The following is a 20811-nucleotide window of genomic DNA, read 5'->3' on the forward strand; positions in this document are numbered from 1 at the left end:
CATTGCGAGCGCAGCGAAGCAATCCAGTTCCGCCGCTTGTGGTGAGCGCGCGGCTGGATTGCTTCGCTGCGCTCGCAATGACGGATTCGGACCTATGACCAAGGCCAAGCTCGCCATCCTCATCTCCGGGCGCGGCTCGAACATGATCGCCCTCGCCGAAGCGGCGCGCGACCCCGCCTGCCCGTTCGAGATCGTTCGCGTCCTCTCCAACGATCCCGCAGCCGCCGGCCTCGCCGAAGCCGAACGGCGCGGCATCCCGATATGGGCGCACAGCCACAAGGGCCTCAAGCGCGCCGATTATGACGCGCTGCTCGACGCCGAACTGCGCGCCGCCGGGGCCGAATATGTCGCGCTGGCGGGCTATATGCGCCTACTCTCCCCCGGCTTCGTCGCCGGCTGGGCGGGGCGGATGGTGAATATCCACCCCTCGCTGCTGCCCGCCTACAAGGGGCTCGACACCCATAATCGCGTGCTGGCGGCGGGCGATGCCGAGCATGGTTGCACCGTCCACCTCGTCACCGCCGAACTCGACGACGGGCCGATCCTCGGCCAGGCGCGCGTGCCGGTGCTGCCGGGCGACGACGAGGAATCGCTTGCCGCCCGCGTGCTGGCGGAGGAACATCGCCTCTATGCCCGCTGCCTCGCCGATCTCGTGAGCCGATGAGCCCGGACCCGCAAGCCGACCTCGCCCGCATCCGCGCCATCGCGCTCGCCCTCCCCCGCGCCGCCGAGCGGGTGTCGCACGGCCAGCCGGTATTCTTCATCGAGAAGGGCAAGATCTTCGCCTGGTTCCTGCACGATCATCACGGGATCGGCATCACCGCCGTCGCGGTGAAGACCGGCGGCGAGGAGGAGCAGGCGATGCTGATCGAGCAGGATCCCGACCTCTATTACCGCCCCGCCTATCTCGCGCCCTCGGGCTGGATCGGGATGCGGCTCGACGGGGCATCGACCGACTGGGAGCATGTCGCCGACCGGATCGGCCGAAGCTGGGACATGGTGGCGCCCAAGCGCCTGCTGGAGATGGGACGATGACCGACCGCGCGCCCTGGGAAAAGGAGCCGCCCCCGCCGACCCCGGTGCAGCAGGCCGAAGCGCGCGCCGAAAGGGCCGAGACCCGCGCCGAGAAACTCGCCGACAAGGCCGAGGCCGCCGCGATCCGCCGCCGCTGGATCACGCTTGGCGAGGTGCTGGCGGTGCTGGCGGTCGCGATCTCCGGCCTGACGCTCTGGAACAGCTGGTCCGAACGCACCCACAGCGAGGCGGAGAAGAGCGCGGCCGACGCCAAGGCCAGCGCGAAATCGATGCGGCTGGTGCTGAAGGCGGAGCTGGCGAAGGACAAGGCGAGCCTGACCCTGGCGCCGGCCGACATGACCCAGACGATCCAGAGCCAGACGATCTTCTTCCCCACGAAGCTGGACGTTTCGCCCGTGGAGACGACCGGCGACGCGCGGATCGAGGCGGGCTGGTTCGCCAGCGCGGCGAAGAAGGGCGATCCCCCGCACGACCGCAATCTGAAGGTGCCGATCGCGATCACGACCCGCTTCGTCAACGGTGACGGCGCGTTGGGCCAGTTGAGCGCGCTTTACCACCTCGGCTATCGGGTGGAGGGGCGGCTGTTCGGATCGTCGGTGGAGCTGACCGGTCTGTCGCTGATCGGCAGCGTGGTCGAGAAGGACGCGCAGAAGCGGATCGATGCGCTGACGAAGTAAGCGCTTTGTCCGCCGTCACCCCAGACTTGTTCCGGGGTCCACCGGGCGGCGGGGCACGTCTGTGAAATTCCGGCCCAAGCGACTGGGGGCCGGTGGACCCCGGCACGAGGCCGGGGTGACGGATGGGGGTTATGCCTCGGCAGCCCCCACCCTGTCGGTTCAGCCGACAATCTCTTCCGGCTTGAAGAAGTAGGCGATCTCGATCGCCGCATTCTCCGCGCTGTCCGAACCATGGACCGAGTTCGCCTCGATCGATTCGGCATAGGTCTTGCGGATGGTGCCCTCGTCGGCGTTGGCCGGGTTGGTGGCGCCCATCACGGTGCGGTTGGCGAGAACGGCGTCCTCCCCCTCGAGCACCTGCACGACGACCGGGCCGGAGATCATGAAGCTGACCAGATCGTTGAAGAACGGCCGCTCGCTGTGGACGGCGTAGAAGCCCTCGGCCTGTTCCTTGGTCATGTGGATGCGCTTGGACGCGACGATCCGCAGGCCGGCATCCTCCAGCATCTTGGTGACGCCGCCGGTCAGGTTGCGACGGGTCGCATCGGGCTTGATGATCGAAAAGGTGCGTTCGGTCGTCATGGCCGAGCGGTCTCCGTGTTATGGTGTGTGGATGGGCGCGCCACTAGGCGGGGGGCGGCGATTATGCAAGCACGGTGGTGGGTGGCGCTGGGCAAACGAAGCGTCGCCCCGGCGCAGGCCGGGGCCTCAGGTGGCCGCCACGACCGTCGCCCCAAGCCTGCCGAGGCCCCGGCCTGCGCCGGGGCGACCATCAGATTTCACGCCACTTTGACCCACTTACCGCCGTCCTGCCGCCAGAAATTGCGCGTCACCCCCTCGCGATCCTTCAGCGTCCGCCACGCCGCCCGCGCCGCGTCTACGGTGGCTTCATCGAAGAAATGAAAAGCGCGCTCGAAGCCCAGCGCCGCTTCCCGCCAGATGCCGTCGGCCAGCGCGACCGATTTCGCCTCGTTGGTCGGCACCACATCGTCCGCGATCAGGATCGGCTGGCGCGTCTCCCCCGCCCCGCCGGCGCGGCCGTGGGGGACGAAGGCGGCGGGGTCATGATCCCACAGGAAACTGTCGATCCGCCGCGCCAGCGTCTCGTCCGCCGCGACGACGAGCAGCCGTCCGCCCTGCCCGGTCACCCGCTCGGCGATGCGCAGCAGGATGCGTTCGACCGGGTCGCGGGTCAGTTCGTAGAGATCGACCTGCATGGGCGCCCCCCCGCCGCCTCTCGCTTATCGCTCGAAATTGTCGGCGATGAAGCGGTCGAGCAGGCGCACGCCATAGCCCGTCGCGCCCTTTTCGAAGAACGTGCCCGGCTTCGACGACCAGACCATGCCGGCGATGTCGAGATGCGCCCAGCGCACGCCTTCGTCGACGTAGCGCTTGATGAATTGCGCCGCCGTGATCGATCCGCCCTCGCGCGGGCCGACATTCTTCATGTCGGCGATCGGCGAGTCGATCATCTTGTCGAACGCATCCGCCATCGGCATCCGCCACAAGGGCTCGCCCACCGCCGTCGCGGCCGCCGTCAGCTCGGCCGCCAGCGAATCGTCGTTGGAGAAGATGCCGCCGAACTCATGGCCGAGCGAGATGATCATCGCCCCGGTCAAGGTCGCCAGATCGACGATCGTCTTGGGGGCGAAGCGCTTCTGCGTCCAGGTGATCGCGTCGCACAGCACCAGCCGGCCCTCGGCATCGGTGTTGATGACCTCGACGGTCTGGCCCGACATGGTGGTGACCACGTCGCCCGGCCGCTGCGCGCCGCCCGAGGGCATGTTCTCGACCAGGCCGCAGATGCCGACGACATGCGCCTTGGCCTTGCGCCTGGCGAGCGCCAGCATCGTACCGGCGACGGCGCCCGCGCCGCCCATGTCCCACTTCATATCCTCCATGCCGGCGGGCGGCTTGAGCGAGATGCCGCCGGTGTCGAAGGTGACGCCCTTGCCGACCAGCGCGACCGGCTCCCTCGTGCCGCCGCTGCCGTCATATTTCATCACGAGAAGCTGCGCCTCGCGGTCCGATCCCTGCGACACGCCCAAAAGCGCGCCCATGCCGGCTTCGCGCATCTCGGCCTCGCCCAGCACCTCGATCTCGACGCCGGTGCCCTCCAGCGCCGCTTTGGCGCGGGCGACGAAGCTCTCGGGATAGATGATGTTGGCCGGCTCGGCGACCAGCGTGCGGGTGAAGGCGACGCCCTCCGACACGCCCGCGCCATCGGCCCAGGCGGCCTCCGCCCCCTCGCCCGCGCCCACGATCGTCAGCGTCCTGAGCGTCGGCCTGGCCTCTTCGGCCAGCTTGGTGCGATAGACGTCGTGCCGCCACGAGCGCAGCCGCGCCGCCAGCGCCACCCGAGCCGCGAAGGCCGGCTTGTCTTCGATCGCGAGGCCCGACAGATCGACAGCCGCCGCAACCGTGCCCGAGGCGAGCAGCCGGGCCACCAGCGCCGACCCCAATTTGTCCGCCGCCGCCAGATCGCCCTCGCCCACGCCGATCGTCAGCGTGCGCGCGTCACCGGCCAGCGTGTCCAGCATCGTGCCGGGCTTGCCGGCGAAGCGGAACGCCGCGGCGCCCGGAAGGGCGGCGGCGTCGGCGGCCAGGACCGGGCGGATCGCCACGGCGTCCGCGGGAAGGGTATCGGCGAATAGGATGTCGATCAAAGCTCACGGTCCTTTGGGTGAAGGCGAACGACCAATGTAGGACGAGGGGGCGGGAGGATCGACCCCCTTTCGCGTTCCTCCGTTCACCGCCCGCCCGTTGCAGCGCAGCGCGCGCTGGGATAGGCGATGAAGTTCATGGGGGACGGGGCGTTGGCCCCGGCGTGCCGCCGGGAGTGACGTTTGCCGACCAATCCGTTCCTGTTGCTGACGGCGCTCCCCCTCGTGCTGGCGATGGCCGACCCCGCCTTCGCGCAGGCGCCCGCCGCCCCGGCGCTGGGCGAGGCTCGCCCTAACCTTCAGACGCCCGCCATCGCCCTGCCCGAAACGTCCGGCGCGCCCACCCCGGCCAACGACGAGGAGGTCACCTTCTCCTCGGCGACGCTCGATTACGCCAGCGACGACGATATCGTCACCGCCACCGGCGACGTGCGGATGGTGCGCGCCGGCAGCCGGCTGCGCGCCGACAAGGTGGTGTGGAACCGCAAGACCGGCCAGGTCACCGCCAACGGCAATGTCGCGGTGGTGAACCCCGGCGGTGACAAGCTGTATGGCGATTCGATCGAGCTGACCGACACGCTGAAGGACGGCGTGATCGCCAACCTGCTGCTCGTGCTGGACGACGGCGGCCGCCTCGCCGCGCGCAAGGGCACGCGCGCCAACGGCGTCTCGACGCTCCAGAACGCCGCCTACACCGCCTGCCGCGTGGTCGATTCGGATGGCTGCCCCAAGGTGCCGGTGTGGCAGATCACCGCGCTGCGCGTGGTCCACGATCCGACCAAGCATCGCGTGTCCTACAAGGACGCGCGCTTCGTGCTGTTCGGCATGCCGATCCTGTGGCTGCCGACCTTCTCGCACCCGGACGGCAGCGGGCAGCAGGGCAATTCGGGCCTGCTGGTGCCGAACCTTTCCTACAACCGTACCAACGGGTTGGAGGTCGCCCTTCCTTATTATTATAAGTTCGGGCCGAACGGCGACCTGACGGTCACGCCGCACGTCTACACCGCCGTGCTGCCCGCGCTGGAGTTCAAATATCGCCGGCTGACCAGCATCGGTGCCTATCAGATCAGCGGCATCGGCACGCAAAGCTCCAAGCTGCCGATCGGCGCGCCGGCCACGCAGGATTCGGACAAGGCGTTCCGTGGCTATCTCAACGCCAACGGCCGCTTCCAGTTCGGCCCCAACTGGACGGTCACCGCCGTCGGCCGGGTGACGACCGACCGCACCTTCCTGCGCCGCTACGACATCACCGGCGAGGATCGGCTGCGCTCCACCGTGCAGGTCGAGCGGGTCGATGCCGACAGCTATCTGCGGATCGCCGGCTGGGCGGTGCAGACCCTGCGCGCCGTGGGCAGCCAGGGGCAGCAGCCCTTCGCCCTGCCCGCGATCGATTATCGCCGCCGCATCGACGAGACCTTGCTCGGCGGCCACATCGACCTGCAAGGCAACAGCCTCGCCCTGATCCGCACCGAGGGGCAGGATACCCAGCGCGCCTTCGCCGCCGCCATGTGGACCCGCGACATGCTGACCGGCATGGGCCAGATGGTCAGCTTCACCGGCTATGCGCGCGGCGACGTCTATCACACGAGCGACACGCTCTCGACCGCGACGGTCGCCTATCGCGGCGACAAGGGCTGGACGACGCGCGGCATCGCCGCCGCCGCCGCCGACGTGCGCTGGCCCTTCATCGGCACGCTCTTCGGCGGCACGCAGCGCATCACCCCACGCTTCCAGCTGGTCGCGACCCCCGGCACGCCCAATCTGCGCATCCCCAACGAGGACGCCCGCGCGGTCGATCTGGAGGATTCGAACCTCTTCGCGCTCAACCGCTTCAACGGCTATGACCGCTGGGAGGACAGCAGCCGCGCGACATACGGCTTCGAATGGAATTACGACCGGCCCGGCGTCGCCATCCGGGGCGTGATCGGCCAGAGCTATCGCCTTCAGGCGCGGCAGGACATCCTCTCGCAGGGCACCGGCCTGTCGGATCGCTGGTCGGATTATGTCGGCCGCGTCTCCGTCCGCTACGGCACCTTCCTCGAGCTGACCGAGCGGTTCCGGCTCGACAAGAACGGCCTGAAGGTGCGTCGCAACGAGATCGACGCCACGATCGGCTCGCGCGCCACCTATTTCACGGCGGGCTATCTGCGCCTCAACCGCAACATCCTCTCCTCGATCGAGGATCTGCGCGATCATGAGGAAATCCGCGTCGGCGCGCGGGTGAAGGTCGCGCGCTTCTGGTCGATCTTCGGGTCGACGGTGGTCGACCTGACCGGGCGCAACGACGATCCCGTCGCCAACACCGACGGGTTCGAGCCGTTCCGCCATCGCCTCGGCATCCTCTATTCGGACGATTGCCTCGATCTCGGCATCACCTGGAAGCGGGACTATTTCCGCACCGGCGACGCGCGCGGCGGCAACGCCTTCCTGTTGAAGCTGGCGTTCAAGAACATCGGCCGCTAAGCCGGCATTCAGGCGCCCGCGCGTAGCGGGCATTTTCGGAACAGCGATTTGGGCGGGACGAGGGTGACGGCAGGTTTCAGACTGCGCGGGCTGATGGTCGCGGCGGGTACATTGACGGCGGGGATCGCGCTCATCGCCGGTTCGCAGATGGCGATCGCCCAGCAGCAGGCGGTGCCCCGCCAGCCCGGCAACAGCGCCGACGCGCTCGATCTACCGACCGATCTTCAGGTGTTCGGTCCGCGCGATCCCGCGATCCGCAAGGCGACCGCGATCGTCAACGGCACGATCATCACCGATACCGATGTCGATCAGCGCCTCGCGCTCGTGATCGTCGCCAACGGCGGCCAGGTGCCCGACGCGGAGCGTGAGCGGCTGCGCTTGCAGATCCTGCGCAACCTGATCGACGAGACGCTCCAGATTCAGGAGGCCGCCGCCCAGGACCTGAAAGTCAGCGCGGCCGAGATCGACCAGACGTTCAACCGCTTGGCCTCGCAGTTCAAGCGTACGCCAAAGGATTTCGCGACCTATCTCACCTCGGTCGGCTCGTCGGCCGCGTCGCTCAAGCGTCAGGTCGAAGGCGAAACGGCATGGCGCCGCGTGCTGGGCCGCAAGGTCGAGCCCTTCGTCAACGTCGGCGAGGAAGAGGTGAAGGCCATCATGGCGCGCCTCAACGCGTCCAAGGGCGCGCAGGAATATCGGATCGGGGAAATCTATCTCTCCGACACGCCGGCCACCGCCGCGCAGGTGCGCGCCAACGCCGATCGCATCGTCGAACAGGTCCGTCAGGGCGGCGCCTTCGTCGCCTACGCCCGCCAATATTCGGAAGCCTCGACGGCGGCCGTCGGCGGCGATCTCGGCTGGGTGCGGCTGGAACAGCTGCCCGACGAACTCGCCTCCGCCGCGCGCGAGATGAACGCCGGCCAGATCAGCGAGCCGATCCAGCTCGCCGGCGGCTGGTCGATCCTCGCCGTGATCGACAAGCGGCAGGTGCTGACCGCCGATCCGCGCGATTCCGTGCTGAGCCTCAAGCAGGTGTCGATCACCTTCCCCAAGGGCACCAGCCAGACCGCCGCCACCGGCCAGGTCGAGCGCTTCGCCAACATGGCGCGCGAGATCAAGGGCTGTGGCAGCGTCGCCGACGCGGCCGCCAAGGTCGGCGCCGAAGTGGTGTCGAGCGACGGCGTCGCCGTGCGCGATCTGCCCGCGCCGCTTCAGGACATCATGCTCAAGCTGAACATCGGCGAATCCTCGCCGCCGTTCGGCACGGTCGAGGATGGCGTGCGCACGCTCGTGCTGTGCGGCCGTGACGAGCCGGCGGCCGCCAGCGGCCCATCGTTCGACCAGATCTACAGCCAGCTCGAAGAGGAGCGCGTCAATCGCCGGGCGCAGCGTTATCTGCGCGATCTGCGGCGCGACGCGGTGATCGATTACCGCTGATCCGGCCTCGGCCGCGCCGCTGGCTCCGCTGGCGGTCGCGCTGGGGGATCCGGCCGGTATCGGCCCCGAGATCGTCGCCAAGGCGTGGGACGCGCGCGTGGAGCGCGATCTCGCCCCCTTCTTCGCGGTTGGCGATGCCCGCTCGATCGAGGCGGTGTGGACCGGGCCGATCGCGGTCATCTCCGATCCGGCCGAGGCGGTGGGCGTGTTCGCCGATGCGCTGCCGCTGATCCAGATCATCGACACGGGCGAGATCGTGCCCGGCGTGCCCGACATGCAGGGCGCGCGCTGCGCCTTCAACGCGCTGGAAGTGGCGGTCGGCCTCGCCAAATCGGGCGCGGCGGGCGCGCTGGTGACGGGGCCGGTCTCCAAGGCGCAGCTCTATTCGGTCGGTTTCGTCCACCCCGGCCAGACCGAGTTCGTGGCGGAACGCTGCGGCGTGTCGCCGGAAAATGCGGTGATGATGCTCGCCGGCCCATCGCTCAGGACCGTGCCGATCACCGTGCACGTGCCGCTGATCGAGGTGGTCGGCCTGGTCAGCATCGATCTGATCGTCGCCAAGGCGCGCGTCACCGAGCGCGGCCTCGTCCGCAATTTCGGGATCGAGCGGCCCCGCCTCGCCATCGCCGGCTTCAACCCCCATGCCGGCGAAGGCGGCGTGTTCGGGCGCGAGGAGATCGACCTGATCCAGCCCGCGATCGACATATTGCTGGCCGAGGGCATCGACGTGATCGGGCCACTGCCGGCCGACACGATGTTCCACACACGCGCCCGTGCGCAATATGACGCGGCGCTCTGCCTTTACCACGATCAGGCACTTATTCCGATCAAGACCTTGTTTTTCGACGAAGGTGTCAATCTCACACTCGGCCTGCCGATCGTCCGCACCGCGCCCGATCATGGCACCGCCTTCGATATCGCCGGGCAGGGTCTCGCCGATCCGGGCGCGATGATCGCGGCCATCGCGCTCGCCGCCGACTGCGCGCGCCACCGCGCCCGCTGACCCGATGGCCCTCGAAGACCTGCCACCCTTACGCGAGGTGATCGCCGCGCATGGCCTCAGCGCCAGCAAGGCGCTCGGCCAGAATTTCCTGTTCGACGGCCAGTTGCTCGCCCGCATCGCGCGGGTGCCGGGGTCGCTGGCGGGCGAGCGTGTCTATGAAGTCGGCCCCGGCCCCGGTGGGCTGACGCGCGCGCTGCTGGGCGCCGGCGCCGAGGTGGTGGCGGTCGAGCGCGACTCCCGCTGCCTCGCCCCGTTGGCGGCGCTCTCAGAGGCGGTGGACGGGCGCCTGCGGGTGATCTCGGGCGATGCGCTGGAGGTGGACGAACAGGCCGAGGCGGGCGCGGGCGCGCATATCGTCGCCAACCTGCCCTACAATGTCGGCACGGCGCTGCTGGTCCGCTGGCTCACGCTCGACGCCTGGCCGCCGTGGTGGCGCTCGCTGACGCTGATGTTCCAGAAGGAAGTTGCCGAGCGGATCGTGGCGAAGCCCGGCAGCGACGCCTACGGTCGCCTCGCCGTGCTGGCGCAGTGGCGCACGACCCCCTCGATCGCCTTCGCCGTCAACCGCGCCGCCTTCGTGCCACCGCCCAAAGTGACATCGGCGGTGGTGCATATCGTGCCGGGCGAGACGCCCGAGGGGGTATCGCCGAAGCGGCTGGGCGATCTCACGGCGGCCGCCTTCGGCCAGCGGCGCAAGATGCTGCGGCAGAGTTTGAAAGGGTTGCCCGGTGCACTCGATGCGCTGGCGGCGGCGGGGATCGATCCGGCGCGGCGGGCGGAAACGCTGTCGGTGGAGGAATTCGTGACGGTGGCGCGACTTATGGGCACGAGTTAAATTCTTACCGCAGCGTGCTCCTGCGAAAGCAGGAGCCCAGAGCCCCAAACGCTGCCCTCCCATAACCCTGGGCTCCTGCCTGCGCAGGAGCACAAAGCAGATCAGGGCTTCGTCGTCTTACCCTCTTCGCCCTTCGGCGGCACCTTGTCGGTCGCCTGCGCGGCCAGCACGGTCGCGGGCGGGCCCTTGGCGATGGCGGCGGACAATGCCGCCTGCTGCGGGCAGCCGGTCTTGCAGATGCCCTGGATGCGGACGAGGTTGGCGCGGGCGCGCTCGACGGCGCCCTTTTGCACCATCGCCTCACCTTGCCCCGCCAAGGCCTTGAGATCATTTGGATCGAGCGCCAGCGCCTCGCCATACAGGCGGATCGCGCGGCCCGGCAGCGCCTGCTGCTCGGCGACTTCGGCGAGCGCGATATAGGCGCCGCGATTGCGCGGATCGACCGCCAGCGCGGTCTCGAGGATGCCGCTCGCGTCGGTCAGATTGCCCGCCGCCTTCACCTTGGCGGCCTGCTCGACCAGCGCGACGCTCTTCGGATTGATCTGGTCGTCGGGCTTCTGGCCGATCGCGCCGCTCGCGGAAACGGCCAGCGTAAGGGACAGGAACAGGGGCGAAAGACGCATCAGTGTCTCCGAAAATCGGCCAAGAGTGCCGTTTAGCACGAGCGGATCAGGCTCGCGACGAAAAAGCCGTCGGTGCCGTCGCTTGCGGGGTTCAGCAACCGCCCCGCGCCATCGGCCTTGCCGGCGGTGAACGGCAATTCCTCGACAGTCCAGCCAGCATGCGAGGCCAGGAACGCCGCGACCCGATCGCGCCCTTCCTCGGCCAGCACCGAGCAGGTCGCATAGACCAGCCTGCCCCCCAAGCGCACCAAAGGCGCCCCCAGTTCCAGCACGCGCGCCTGCAAGGCGGTCAGCCGGGCCAGCCGCGCCTCGGTCAGCCGCCAGCGCGCCTCGGGGTTACGCCGCCATGTCCCGGTGCCCGAACAGGGCGCGTCGATCAGCACGACATCGGCCGCGCCCGCCAGATCGGCAAGCCTCTCGGCCTCGCGCGCGCCATCCAGCAGGCGCATGTCGAGCGACCCGACCCCGGCGCGATCGGCACGCGCACCCAGCCGCATCAGCCGCCGATCGACGTCGCAGGCGATCAACCGCCCCTCTCCGCCCATCATCGCCGCCAGCGCGAGCGTCTTGCCGCCCGCGCCTGCGCACAGATCGATCACCGTCATCCCCGGCGCGGCACGGCTCGCCAGCGCGATCAACTGGCTTCCCTCGTCCTGCACCTCCACCTTGCCCTCGGCATAGAGCGGTGAGGCTTCGATCGGATGGCCTTCGGGCAGGCGCAGGGCATCGGGCGAGAAGGCGCCGGGCCTCGCCTCGGGCAAAAACGCCAGCACGTCTTCGGGGGTCGCCTTCAGGCGGTTGACTCGCAGATCGAGCGGTGCCCGCTCCAGCAACGCCGGAAGTTCATCGGCGGACAGCGTCGCGGCGACACGATTATCCAGCCATTGCGGGATGATGGAAGCCTCGGCTCCCACTTCGTCCTCACCAATCGGCGCGGGGCAATGCCGCGATCCATCAAACGCCGCCACCAGCTCGGGCCGCTCGCGGGCCAGCCCGACCAGCGCCGCGCGCCCATCCACGGGGCAATCCCCCGCCCGCCGGATCGCGCCATAAACCAGTTCACGGATCGCGCGGCGATCGCCCGAACCGGCATAACGCCGCGTCTTGAAATAGCGGACGATGATCGTATCCGCCGCCGCCCCACCGGCCTTGGCAGCCGCAATGATCTCATCGAGCAGCTCAATCGCCGCCTGCGCCCGCGCGCCGGGCGTCATGAGCCTTGGATCGGTTCAGCGGTGCTGAACCGGAGGCGGCACCAGCCCGCTCGCCCACCCGGCCACCCACAGGATACTGCCGTTGGGTGGCCGGGTGGGGGAGCGGGCTGGTGCCGCGTCAGCGTAGCTGACAAGGAATCAACCCAGCGACGGATAGTTCGGCGCCTCGCGGGTGATCGACACGTCGTGGACATGGCTTTCGCGCAGGCCGGCGTTGGTGATCCGCACGAAGCGGGCGCGCTTCTGAAGCTCGGGGATGGTCGGCGCGCCGACATAGCCCATCGCCGCCTTGATGCCGCCGACGAGCTGGTGGATCACATCCTTGGCCGGGCCCTTGTAGGCCACCTGCCCCTCGATCCCCTCGGGCACGAGCTTGAGCTGATCCTTGATTTCCTGCTGGAAATAGCGGTCCGCCGATCCGCGCGACATCGCGCCGACCGATCCCATGCCGCGATAGCTCTTGTACGCACGCCCTTGATACAGAAAGGTTTCGCCCGGCGCCTCCGCAGTGCCGGCCAGCAGCGAACCGACCATCACAGTCGAAGCGCCCGCCGCCAGCGCCTTGGCGATATCGCCCGAGGTGCGCAGACCGCCATCGGCGATCACCGGCACGCCCGACTTGGCGGCCTCCTCGGCGGATTCGAGGATCGCGGTCAGCTGCGGCACGCCGACGCCGGCGACGATGCGCGTGGTGCAGATCGATCCCGGCCCGATGCCGATCTTGATCCCGTCCGCGCCCGCGTCGATCAGCGCGCGGGTCGCCTCGGCGGTGGCGACGTTGCCGGCGATCACCTGCACCCGGTTCGACAGGCGCTTCACCCGCTCGACGGCGCGCGCCACGTCGCGGTTGTGGCCATGGGCGGTATCGATCACGATCAGGTCGCATTCGGCGTCGACCAGCGCCTGCGTCCGCTCAAACCCCTTGTCGCCCACCGTGGTCGCGGCGGCGACGCGCAGGCGCCCCGACTCGTCCTTGGTGGCCGAGGGATAGTTCACAGCTTTCTCGATATCCTTCACCGTGATGAGGCCGACGCAGCGATAGGCGTCGTCCACCACCAGCAGCTTTTCGATGCGGCGCTGGTGAAGCAGCTTGCGCGCCTCGGCCGAGCTGACGCCGATGCCGACGGTGGCGAGATTCTGGCTCGTCATCAGCTCGGCGACGGGCTGGTTGGGATTGTCGGCGAAGCGGACATCGCGATTGGTGAGGATGCCGACGAGACGCCCGCCCGGCTCCACCACGGGGATGCCCGAGATATGGTGCCGGTCCATCAGCTCGCGCGCATCGGCCAGGGTCTGCGTCGGCGTGACGGTGATCGGATTGACCACCATGCCCGATTCGAAGCGCTTCACCTGCCGCACGGCCGCCGCCTGCTCCTCGACGGAGAGGTTGCGGTGGAGGACGCCCAAGCCGCCGAGCTGCGCCATCACGATCGCCATGTCGGCCTCGGTCACCGTGTCCATCGCCGAGGACAGGACCGGGATGTTGAGCCCGATCTCGCGCGTGACGAAGGTCCGCGTGTCGGCGGAGGTGGGCAGGACATCCGATTCCGCCGGGCGGAGGAGGACGTCGTCGAAGGTGAGTCCGAGCTGTATTTCCATCCTCAGGCCCCCTGCCCCGTTCGTGTGACGGGAGCAAGGCAGGATTTCAGCGTTTGCCCCCCGGAAAGGCCGCGGGATCCGCGATCCTGCGCGCCAGCGCCGCCAGAAAAGGCACATCCTCGGCCGCGCCCCCCAGTTCGAGGCCGCGCGCCTCGTCCGCCGGGCCGTGATAGGCGCCGGCGAGGAAAGTGTTGATGAGCGCCAGATCGCCATAGCTGGTGCCGGCCATCACGGTCGGCACGCCGGTGCGGGCCAGCGCCCAGCCATCCTGCCGGGTGTAGAGCAGATTGCGCTCCGTGCCGGGATCGACGGCGCGGCCAAGCGCGGCGGCGGTCGAGTCGATCAGCGGATCGAGCGGGGTCATGCCGCGCCCGATCACGCCGATCTTCGCCCCCGCCGGCGCTATCGCGACCGTATCCATGTTGAGCCCGGCGACGAGCGGCAGCGGAGGCGCCTCGGCGAAGGCGGTCGCGCCCAGCAGCCCGCTTTCCTCGGCGGTGGTGGCGACGAACAGCAGGCTGCGTGGCGCCGGCCCCCGGGCGACGACGGCACGCGCCACCTCGATCAGTTGCGCGATGCCCGAGGCGTTATCGACCGCGCCGTTGCAGATGCGATCGGGCGCGCCCTCCGGCCGGCAGATGCCGAGATGGTCCCAATGCGCTAGCAGCGCGACCGCCTGCCCCGCAGCGCTGGTGCCGGGCAGCTTGCCGATGACGTTGGCGCTGGCGAAGCGCCGCACCTCGCCCGTGGCCGACAGGCGGGCGGTGCCGAGCGGCGCGCCCTTGAAGCCCGGATCGCGCGCCGCCTTGGCCAGCGCCTCCGGGTCGGCGCCGGCCGCGCGGATCAGCCGCTGCCATGCCGAAGCGGACAGCGCGCCCTGCACCAGGGGCTCGACCTGCGATTCCAGCCCGACCCAGCGTTGATATTGCGCAACGAGATTGGGCCAGGGCGCGCTGGGGGCGATCGGAACCAGCACCGCCGCCGCGCCCGCCCTGGTGAGCGCGCGACGTCGCTCGGCCATCCCGCCGACCGTCATCCCCTTGGGCGGCGCGCCACCCAGCAGGATGACGATCGCGCCTTTCACGTTACGCCCCGCACCGTCGTCATAGCCCAGGAACAGGATCGGCGCGGTCGGCACCGTCACGCTCGGGTCGCGCGGCAGGAGCAGCACGTCGCCCTCGCCCAGCATGAGCTTGCCCGCCGTCAGCGTGCCCGCCCCCGCCTTGCGGCCAATGAGCGCGACCGATTGCAGCCACCCGCCATCCTTCGCGCCGGGGACGAGGCCGATCGTCTTCATCTGATCGACGATATAGCCGATCGTCTTCGTCTCGCCGGGCGTGCCGGGGCGGCGGCCCTCATAGGCATCGCTTGCCAAGATCTCGATATGCCGCCGCATCGCCGCCTCGGGCGCGGGCGGGGCCGCCGCCAGCAAGGGCGCGGCGAGCAGGAAGGGGGCGAAACGGGCGAGGGATGTGATGAAGGTCATCGCCGGCGCTTGCCATGGCGGACGGGCGTTCGTCCATCGCGGGCCGACCGATGGCGCCGATGCGGCGGTGGAACGTCGGGAACGTCCTGTCCCGATAAGGCTTCCATACAGGCGCACTTCCGCGCCCGACCCGAAAGTGACCCCGTGGCGCGATCCTTCCCCGACGACATGAGCCGCGCGACATGAAGGCGGTGCTGCGCGGCATCGGGATCGCCTTGCTGTTCCTCACGGTCGCGCTACTGCTGGCGCCCACGGTGGCGCGGCCGTTCCTCGACCGTATCTATTATCGCGGGCCGGTGAGCGACCATTTCGATGGCGAGCGGTTCCGCAATCCGGAAGGCGAGCAGGGCACCGGCGGATCGCGCACCGCCTCCCCGACGCGCTGGCTGGGATTCCTCGCCGGCGCGGGCCGCCCCGCGTGGCCGACGAGCGTGCCCGTGGTGCCCGCCAAACCCGCCGCGCGGGTCGGCTGCGCCGCCGACGACGACGCGCTGACCGTGACCTGGGTCGGTCATGCCACCGCGCTGATCCAGACGCGCTGCCTCAATATCCTCACCGATCCGGTCTGGTCCGATCGCGCCTCGCCGGTGGGCTTCGCCGGACCGAAGCGGGTGCGCGCGCCAGGCATCGCCTTCGCCGACCTGCCCAGGATCGACGCGGTGCTGCTGAGCCACAATCACTACGACCATTTCGATCTGGCCACGCTGGAGCAGCTCTGGCGCCGTGATCGCCCGACGATCGTCACCAGCCTCGGCAACGACAGCCTGCTGCGCGGTCGCGGCATCCCGGCGATAACGCGGGACTGGGGCGGCAGGGTGCCGCTGCGGCCCGGCATCGACGTGGTGGTCGAGCGGGTCCACCATTGGGGCTCGCGTTACGGCATAGATCGCAACCGCGCTTTATGGTCGGGCTTCAGCGTCACCTTGCCCGGCGGCAATATGCTTTTCGCGGGCGATACCGGCTGGGGCGACGGCGCATGGGTGGCGCAGGCCGCCCGCCACGGCCCCTACCGCCTCGCCATCCTCCCCATCGGCGCCTACCGCCCCCGCGCGCTGATGAGCGGCAACCATATCGATCCGGCGCAGGCGACACAGGTGTTCGCCGGACTCCACGCCCGACACGCGCTGGCGGTGCATTGGGGCACGTTCCAGCTGGCCTATGAGGAGATCGACGAGGCGCCGCGCGATCTCGCCAGGGCTGTGGCGACCCTGCCGGCGGGCAAGCGCGACTTCCGGGTGTTGCCGGTGGGTGGGGTCTGGGCGGTGCCCGAGTAAACGCCCCGGATCAGGCCGCCACCAGTTCCGCAGCCTCGGTTTCCTGGATCCAGCCGCCGCCCAGCACCCGATCGCCGGCATACAGCACCGCCGCCTGCCCCGGCGCGACGCCATATTCGGGGCTGTCGAACAGGATGCGGTCGCCCTCCATCCGCGCCGGAACGGGCTTGGCGAGCGAGCGGACCTTGGCGGTGATCGGCTCGTGCGAAGGGCCGCCGATCCAGTTCATCTCGGACAGGCGCGCGCCGCGCACCGCCAGCGCCGCGCGGCGGCCGACGACGAGGCGGCGCGTCTCGGGTTCGACGCGGATCACGTAAAGCGGCTCGGGGCTGCCGCCGACCTCGATGCCGCGCCGCTGGCCGATGGTGAAGTGGATCAGCCCGCGATGGCGGCCGATCACCCGGCCGGCCAGATCGACGATATCGCCGGGCTCGCCCGCCTCCGGCCTGAGCTTGCGGACGATTCCGGCGTAATCGCCGTCGGGCACGAAGCAGATATCCTGGCTGTCGGGCTTGGCGGCGACGCCCAGGCTCAGCCCGGTGGCGATCTCGCGCACGCGGGGCTTGGGCATATGCCCAAGCGGGAAGCGCAGAAAATCGAGCTGCGCGTCGGTGGTGGCGAACAGGAAATAGCTCTGGTCGCGCGCGGGATCGGCGGCGCGGTGGAGTTCGGGGCCGTGGGCGCCCACCACGCGGCGGACATAATGGCCGGTCGCGAGGCAATCGGCGCCCAGATCGCGCGCCACGCGGAACAGATCGGTGAACTTCACCCCCTGATTGCAGCGTACGCACGGGATCGGCGTGCGGCCGGCGGCATATTCATCGGCGAACTGGTCGATTACCGAGGCGCGGAAGGCGGTCTCGTAATCGAAGACATAATGGGCGATGCCGAGCCGATCGGCGACGGCGCGGGCGTCGCGAATGTCCTGCCCGGCGCAGCAGGCGCCCTTGCGGCCGACCGCCGCGCCATGATCGTAGAGCTGGAGCGTGACGCCGATCGTCTCCGCCCCGCTCGCGGCGGCGAGCGCGGCCACGACCGAGCTATCGACCCCGCCCGACATGGCGACGACGATTCGCGCATCCTTCAGGGGGCGATCAAGCTGGAAATCCGCATCCATCGCCGCCCCTTACGCTGACCCGAGCCCACACGCAAAAGCGGCGAACCGAGCTAAAGCCGCAGCGCCCCCGCCCGTTCTTCAGGGCATGTCCGCGCACCCGTTCACATTCGATCCCGACACCGCCACGCCCGCGCCGCTGGGCTATGCGGAATTGCGGGCGGTGCTGACCGCGCGGCAGGCCGCGAGCACCACCGGCCGGATCGGCCGGCCGGGTGCCGCCACGGCCACCGCGTTCGACGGCAGTTTCAGCCCGTCGTTCGCGGCAGGCGCGGCGGCGGACGGCGCGATCGTAACCAACGGTAAAGGCATGTCACCGGCATTTTTACCTTGGCGTTTCAACCTTCCTTAGACGCCCTTCCACTAGAGAAGAGGAACAGGGCCGCTACGCAAGACGGCCAGGGTAGCCAAAGGGTAACATGATGATCGAGAACCAGAAAATACGGCCGGCTACCGTGATCGGCCCTCTGGGGGAGTCCCTCTCGCTGGACTCGCTGCCGCCCCCCGGCACGACCCGCTGGGTCGTGCGGCGCAAGGCCGAGGTGGTCGCCGCCGTCCGCGGCGGGCTGCTCACCTTCGACGAGGTATGCGACCGTTACGGCCTGACGATCGAGGAATTCGCCGGCTGGCAGCGCGCGATCGACAAATCGGGGATGCCGGGCCTGCGCGTGACGCGCATCCAGCATTATAAATCGCTGTATGAACGCCAGCAGAAGTATTGAACCGCGGAAACGATCCGACGCAAAAGTCAAGTCGGGGCCGGAACCAGTCCATTGCCGATGCGTAATATCCCCAGCACGCCGCCGCCGCACATCGCGCGGCCGGCGGCCTAAGGAGGACGTATCATGGGACTTATTCTCTGGCTCATCATCGGCGGCGTCATCGGCTGGCTCGCCAGCATCATCATGCGCACCGATGCGCAGCAGGGCATCCTGCTTAACGTCGTCGTCGGCATCGTCGGCGCTTTCGTCGGCGGCCTGATCTTCTCGGGCGGCTCGATCAACAATGCCGGCCTTACGCTCTACTCGTTCATCGTGTCGCTTCTGGGTGCGGTCATCCTGCTCGCGATCGTAAACCTGGTTCGTCGCGGCGCAGTGCGCTGATCCGCTGACGAAACGGTAAAGACAAAAAGGGCCGTCCGGGAGACCGGGCGGCCCTTTTTCTATGTGTCTGTACCCTCATCTTTGCCTGTACCGTCATCCCGGCGAAGGCCGGGATCTCAGGAGGCTTGGGGCGACCGCAGTGACAGCCGCCCGAGGCCCCGGCCTTCGCCGGGGCGACGATCCAGTTGTCACGGGTTCAGCTCGAAACTCACCGACACCCGCACCGTCAGCGCCTGCTCGCCCGCCTCGACCGGCGTATCGGCGGCTTCCTTGGACGCGCGCATCGCCATCGCCATCATCGGGCGGGGGCGATCGATCTGTTCCGATTCGGCGATGGTGAGGATGCGGCCGACGCGCAGGCCCGAGGCTTTTGCATAAAGATCGGCGCGCTGGCGGGCGGCGGTGATCGCCTTCACGCGCGCCTCGTCCAGCGCCGCTTCGGGCTTGTCGACCGAAAGCACCGGGCCGCTGATCTGGTTGGCGCCCGCCGCGATCAGCGCGTCGATGGTGGAGCCGGCCTTGCCGATCGAGCGCAGTCGCACCGTCACGCGGTTGCTCGCCTGATAGCCGGTCAGCACCGGCGCCTGCCCGTCGGCGTAGCGATATTGCGGGCTGAGGTCGATCGAGGCGGTCTGGATGTCGCGCGCCTCAATCCCGGCCTGCCTGAGCGCGGCGACCGTGGCGGCCATTCGCTCGGCATTCTTGGCCATGGCGTCGCTGGCGGTGCGCGATTGCGTCACCACGCCCGCGCCGATCTGCGCCACGTCCGGCACGCGCGTCACCTCGCCCTCGGCGGTGATGTCGAGGCGGGTGGCGCCCGGCGCCAGCACCGGCTGCGGCGGTTCGGCCAGCGCCGCGCCCGCCATCAGCCCGCCCAAGAGAATCGCCGTGCCACCAAGGCGCCCGATCATCCGCATCGTCATCTCCATATTCCTTCAGGGTTGTTGCCCGATGGCCACGCATTGCGGCCCCCGCGCTGCATCTGCGCTGAACGGCCCCCGTCGCGCGGTGAAATGCGATCGTGTAAGGGGAGCTTGAGCCAGGTGATATATTGAGCTAATACACACTGGCAGACGGATGGGTGAGGCCCATGCCGGGGGACTTCGGGACGGACAGGATGAACATGGAAGCTTTCTCGCGCTTCGAGGCGGATCAGGACATGGGCGCGCCGCGCCGCCGTCGGCGGATCCTGATCGCCGGAATCGTGGTCGTGCTGCTGGTGCTGGTGATCGGCGCCACGATGATGATGCGCGGCGGCAAGCCGGCCGGCCCCAAGGGCCCTACCCTGCCACATGTCACCGTCACCGTGCCGGGCACCACCACCGTCGCCCGCGTCATCAACGCCACCGGCACCGTCGCCGCGCGCCGCGACATGCCGGTCGGCATCGCCGGCGAGGGCGGGCAGGTCGTCCGCGTGCTGGTCGAGCAGGGGACGTGGGTGAAGCGCGGTCAGGTGCTGGCCGTGATCGATCGATCGGTGCAGACCGAGCAGGCATCCTCGCTCGCCGCGCAGATCGCCGTCGCGCAGGCCGACGCCAAGCTGGCGCAGGCCAATCTGGATCGCGCGATCAAGCTGGTCGATCGTGGTTTCATCTCGCGCGCCGACATCGACGCGCGCACCGCCACCCGCGACCAGACCGTCGCCCGCGTCCGCGTGGCGCAGGCGCAGCTGGCCGAGCAGCGCGCGCGTATCGGCCGGCTCAACATCGTCTCCCCCACCGACGGCCTCGTGCTGACCCGCTCGATCGAGGCCGGCCAGATCGTCGGCGGATCGGGCACGCTCTTTCGCGTCGCCGCCAACGGCAATTTCGAGGTGCTGACCCGCCTGGCCGAAAGCGATCTGGCGACCCTCAAGGTGGGCCTGCCCGCCAAGGTGACCCCGGTGGGCCAGGCCCGCACGATCGACGGGCAGATATGGCAGCTGTCGCCGATCATCGACCCGACGAGCCGGCAGGGCGTCGCCCGCGTCGCGCTCACCTATGATCCGGCGCTGCGCCCCGGCGGCTTCGCGGCGGTCGCCATCACCGGCGGATCGACCACGGCGCCGCTGCTGCCGGAATCGGCGGTGCAGAGCGACGCGAAGGGCAATTACGTCTATCTGATCGACGGCGCCGACAAGGTCGTGCGCCGTGACGTGAAGGTGGGCGGCGTCGACGATCGCGGCGTGACCGTGACGGATGGCCTGACGGGCACCGAGCGCGTCGTCGTCTCGGCCGGCGCCTTCCTCAACATCGGTGACAAGGTCATCCCCGAACTTCTGGCGAAGGGCCGCTGAGGCGCGCGTT

Annotated in this window: 21 protein-coding genes; 12 read left to right on the plus strand and 9 right to left on the minus strand. The window is 69.3% G+C overall.

What is annotated here, in order from left to right:
• Positions 1 to 94 precede the first annotated feature (94 nt).
• From purN to PQ455_RS08345, 3 genes are read left to right on the plus strand one after another with little or no spacing between them, the layout of a single operon-like run.
• Entirely contained in the window at positions 95 to 664 is a 570-nt protein-coding gene (gene purN, locus PQ455_RS08335) for a phosphoribosylglycinamide formyltransferase (protein ID WP_273690868.1), read from the plus strand.
• Positions 661 to 1035 carry an MmcQ/YjbR family DNA-binding protein gene (locus PQ455_RS08340; protein WP_273690870.1) on the plus strand — a complete coding sequence of 125 codons (375 nt, stop codon included), beginning with the start codon at positions 661 to 663 and terminating at the stop codon, positions 1033 to 1035. Before purN ends, PQ455_RS08340 begins: the two co-directional genes overlap by 4 nt.
• On the plus strand, positions 1032 to 1712 hold the full coding sequence (locus PQ455_RS08345; protein ID WP_273690871.1) for a hypothetical protein: 681 nt from the start codon (positions 1032 to 1034) through the stop codon (positions 1710 to 1712). Before PQ455_RS08340 ends, PQ455_RS08345 begins: the two co-directional genes overlap by 4 nt.
• Positions 1713 to 1871: 159 nt before the next feature.
• On the opposite strand, the gene ndk is transcribed toward PQ455_RS08345, so the two are convergent.
• From ndk to PQ455_RS08360, 3 genes are all read right to left on the minus strand, one after another.
• Positions 1872 to 2294 (minus strand): nucleoside-diphosphate kinase, encoded by a 423-nt coding sequence (gene ndk / locus PQ455_RS08350; protein ID WP_273690873.1) that lies wholly within the window; start codon positions 2292 to 2294, stop codon positions 1872 to 1874.
• A 197-nt stretch (positions 2295 to 2491) separates the two neighbouring features.
• Positions 2492 to 2929: a DNA polymerase III subunit chi gene (locus PQ455_RS08355; protein WP_273690875.1), complete on the minus strand. Its 438-nt coding sequence runs from the start codon at positions 2927 to 2929 to the stop codon at positions 2492 to 2494.
• A 24-nt stretch (positions 2930 to 2953) separates the two neighbouring features.
• Complete coding sequence (locus tag PQ455_RS08360) at positions 2954 to 4375, minus strand: leucyl aminopeptidase (RefSeq protein WP_273691309.1); 1422 nt, start codon at positions 4373 to 4375, stop codon at positions 2954 to 2956.
• A gap of 234 nt (positions 4376 to 4609) precedes the next feature.
• On the opposite strand from PQ455_RS08360, the gene PQ455_RS08365 reads away from it, so the two are divergent.
• The 4 genes from PQ455_RS08365 (at position 4610) to rsmA (ending at position 10113) form a co-directional block, all read left to right on the plus strand.
• On the plus strand, positions 4610 to 6838 hold the full coding sequence (locus PQ455_RS08365; protein ID WP_273691311.1) for an LPS-assembly protein LptD: 2229 nt from the start codon (positions 4610 to 4612) through the stop codon (positions 6836 to 6838).
• 93 nt (positions 6839 to 6931) lie between these two features.
• Positions 6932 to 8275 (plus strand): peptidylprolyl isomerase, encoded by a 1344-nt coding sequence (locus PQ455_RS08370; RefSeq protein WP_420542863.1) that lies wholly within the window; start codon positions 6932 to 6934, stop codon positions 8273 to 8275.
• Positions 8265 to 9278, plus strand: coding sequence for a 4-hydroxythreonine-4-phosphate dehydrogenase PdxA (gene pdxA / locus PQ455_RS08375; RefSeq protein ID WP_273691314.1), 1014 nt, complete (start codon positions 8265 to 8267; stop codon positions 9276 to 9278). The genes PQ455_RS08370 and pdxA overlap by 11 nt, the downstream gene beginning before the upstream one ends.
• A 4-nt stretch (positions 9279 to 9282) precedes the next feature.
• The gene (gene rsmA / locus PQ455_RS08380; protein WP_273690877.1) at positions 9283 to 10113 is read left to right on the plus strand and encodes a 16S rRNA (adenine(1518)-N(6)/adenine(1519)-N(6))-dimethyltransferase RsmA; all 831 of its coding nucleotides are present in this window, start codon (positions 9283 to 9285) and stop codon (positions 10111 to 10113) included.
• Between the two features lie 101 nt (positions 10114 to 10214).
• Here the strand turns inward: rsmA and PQ455_RS08385 are convergent, their stop codons facing one another.
• The 4 genes from PQ455_RS08385 to PQ455_RS08400 all read right to left on the minus strand — a co-directional run bounded on the left by PQ455_RS08385 (position 10215) and on the right by PQ455_RS08400 (position 15035).
• Positions 10215 to 10736 (minus strand): hypothetical protein, encoded by a 522-nt coding sequence (locus tag PQ455_RS08385; RefSeq protein ID WP_273690878.1) that lies wholly within the window; start codon positions 10734 to 10736, stop codon positions 10215 to 10217.
• A 32-nt stretch (positions 10737 to 10768) separates the two neighbouring features.
• Positions 10769 to 11950: an RsmB/NOP family class I SAM-dependent RNA methyltransferase gene (locus PQ455_RS08390; protein WP_273690880.1), complete on the minus strand. Its 1182-nt coding sequence runs from the start codon at positions 11948 to 11950 to the stop codon at positions 10769 to 10771.
• 138 nt (positions 11951 to 12088) lie between these two features.
• Positions 12089 to 13549 (minus strand): IMP dehydrogenase, encoded by a 1461-nt coding sequence (gene guaB, locus PQ455_RS08395; protein ID WP_273690882.1) that lies wholly within the window; start codon positions 13547 to 13549, stop codon positions 12089 to 12091.
• A gap of 46 nt (positions 13550 to 13595) precedes the next feature.
• Positions 13596 to 15035: a M28 family peptidase gene (locus PQ455_RS08400; protein ID WP_273690884.1), complete on the minus strand. Its 1440-nt coding sequence runs from the start codon at positions 15033 to 15035 to the stop codon at positions 13596 to 13598.
• A gap of 182 nt (positions 15036 to 15217) precedes the next feature.
• Here PQ455_RS08400 and PQ455_RS08405 point away from each other — a divergent pair, with 182 nt between their 5' ends.
• On the plus strand, positions 15218 to 16309 hold the full coding sequence (locus PQ455_RS08405; protein ID WP_273690887.1) for an MBL fold metallo-hydrolase: 1092 nt from the start codon (positions 15218 to 15220) through the stop codon (positions 16307 to 16309).
• Between the two features lie 10 nt (positions 16310 to 16319).
• Here the strand turns inward: PQ455_RS08405 and mnmA are convergent, their stop codons facing one another.
• Positions 16320 to 17426: a tRNA 2-thiouridine(34) synthase MnmA gene (gene mnmA, locus PQ455_RS08410; RefSeq protein ID WP_273690889.1), complete on the minus strand. Its 1107-nt coding sequence runs from the start codon at positions 17424 to 17426 to the stop codon at positions 16320 to 16322.
• A gap of 85 nt (positions 17427 to 17511) precedes the next feature.
• Here mnmA and PQ455_RS08415 point away from each other — a divergent pair, with 85 nt between their 5' ends.
• The 3 genes from PQ455_RS08415 (at position 17512) to PQ455_RS08425 (ending at position 18526) form a co-directional block, all read left to right on the plus strand.
• Complete coding sequence (locus tag PQ455_RS08415) at positions 17512 to 17775, plus strand: hypothetical protein (protein ID WP_273690891.1); 264 nt, start codon at positions 17512 to 17514, stop codon at positions 17773 to 17775.
• Between the two features lie 70 nt (positions 17776 to 17845).
• Positions 17846 to 18145 (plus strand): CtrA inhibitor SciP, encoded by a 300-nt coding sequence (gene sciP / locus PQ455_RS08420; RefSeq protein ID WP_273690894.1) that lies wholly within the window; start codon positions 17846 to 17848, stop codon positions 18143 to 18145.
• Positions 18146 to 18268: 123 nt separating this feature from the next.
• The gene (locus PQ455_RS08425; RefSeq protein ID WP_273690896.1) at positions 18269 to 18526 is read left to right on the plus strand and encodes a GlsB/YeaQ/YmgE family stress response membrane protein; all 258 of its coding nucleotides are present in this window, start codon (positions 18269 to 18271) and stop codon (positions 18524 to 18526) included.
• 188 nt (positions 18527 to 18714) lie between these two features.
• Here PQ455_RS08425 and PQ455_RS08430 read toward each other — a convergent pair whose 3' ends face one another.
• Positions 18715 to 19449, minus strand: a complete 735-nt coding sequence (locus PQ455_RS08430) for an SIMPL domain-containing protein (RefSeq protein WP_273690899.1) — start codon at positions 19447 to 19449, stop codon at positions 18715 to 18717.
• A 194-nt stretch (positions 19450 to 19643) separates the two neighbouring features.
• On the opposite strand from PQ455_RS08430, the gene PQ455_RS08435 reads away from it, so the two are divergent.
• Positions 19644 to 20801 (plus strand): efflux RND transporter periplasmic adaptor subunit, encoded by a 1158-nt coding sequence (locus PQ455_RS08435; protein ID WP_273690900.1) that lies wholly within the window; start codon positions 19644 to 19646, stop codon positions 20799 to 20801.
• Positions 20802 to 20811 lie beyond the last annotated feature (10 nt).

Origin of the sequence: Sphingomonas naphthae (assembly GCF_028607085.1) — a bacterium.
Classification (GTDB): Bacteria; Pseudomonadota; Alphaproteobacteria; order Sphingomonadales; family Sphingomonadaceae; genus Sphingomonas_Q; species Sphingomonas_Q naphthae.